The sequence below is a fragment of the Vibrio sp. OPT46 genome (assembly GCF_015163535.1).
Classification (GTDB): Bacteria; Pseudomonadota; Gammaproteobacteria; order Enterobacterales; family Vibrionaceae; genus Vibrio; species Vibrio alginolyticus.
The window spans coordinates 1-452 of the sequence record NZ_JADDYG010000346.1; the positions used below are offsets into that span (position 1 = coordinate 1).

General features: G+C 38.3%; 1 pseudogene. It reads right to left on the reverse strand.

The window, feature by feature from the left end:
• Positions 1 to 176 precede the first annotated feature (176 nt).
• Positions 177 to 452, reverse strand: a pseudogene (locus tag IQR33_RS15775) (hypothetical protein); the annotation flags it as partial.

Sequence of the window (452 nt, forward strand, 5' to 3'; positions counted from 1 at the left end):
GGTTTGATAGAATCAAACGTTGAGCGTTTGACATTTCCATGGTGACCTCACTAGATATCTAATACATTTTTAATGTGCTTAGGTTAACGCTTAAGACACGAGTGAAACATGATCTCAACACATATTTAATACTAAAAAATGGCAAGAACTGTCACTTTTGACCAGTTTAAAAACACTTATCTATGGTAATGATTGTATATGTAGTCTCGGTCTGAAAATACTCTCAGCCACTCTGGCTTGAATACGGTTAAAACCGCGAGTGCCATACCATTTAGTAGACCTTCAGGAAAGGCGAGCAACGGCACAAAAACAAAGTAGTTATGTTGAATGGTTTCCCAATCGTAGTGACCAACGGATAGGTGATAAAAAGAGTTAATGATGAGGTGCAGACTTCCTGTTATCGCGCCATTGAAAAATCCAGCAACGAAGATGAAAACAAAAATGTTTCGTGG